The sequence below is a fragment of the Paenibacillus periandrae genome, from assembly GCF_022458865.1.
GTDB classification, from domain to species: Bacteria; Bacillota; Bacilli; order Paenibacillales; family NBRC-103111; genus Paenibacillus_S; species Paenibacillus_S periandrae.
Genome location: NZ_JAJNMU010000128.1, coordinates 1 through 479, shown reverse-complemented (window position 1 = coordinate 479; position 479 = coordinate 1). Strand labels below are relative to the sequence as shown.

General features: G+C 50.3%; 1 protein-coding gene. It reads left to right on the top strand.

All coding sequences use genetic code 11. From position 1 onward, the window contains the following. The first annotated feature begins 259 nt into the window (after window positions 1-259). Window positions 260-436, top strand: a complete 177-nt coding sequence (locus LRL21_RS44905; RefSeq protein WP_240422220.1) for a hypothetical protein — start codon at window positions 260-262, stop codon at window positions 434-436. The last annotated feature ends 43 nt before the right edge of the window (window positions 437-479 follow it).

Sequence of the window (479 nt, the reverse complement as noted above, 5' to 3'; positions counted from 1 at the left end):
GGAATGCAGTGAACCAGAGGTGGCGGCGATGTTGGGTGACCCGCCCGCAAAACGGGGAAACCTATACGGTTAAGTATATCTTGCAGGAAAACAAATAAAGGGATATGACCTGCTAGGCTCATCGACGTGATTAGGGTCAGGATGGATGGAATAGAATGTGCAGATAACTGAGGGAAGTCTCGTAGTTTCCTTGACGCAAACGCGGACAAGGTAGGGGAGGTATAACCTCAAAGGGAAAGCCGAACCGATGGGCTGCGAGATGGCGGATCGTTCCATAGTAGCGAGTAAGTCCGAGCCAATGAAAGCTGGTAACAGTCTGGAGGGTAAAACTCGGATGAGTATGCGCAGGAGGAAAAAAACTCAGTCGCATAACCTGCTTCCACTTCAAAAGAGGGAAGACAGAGGCAAAGGGGACGTGCTTCGTCAAAGTCTGTGAGTTTACGTGAGTGGAGATCGTAAGCGCCTTAAACCAACGAGGG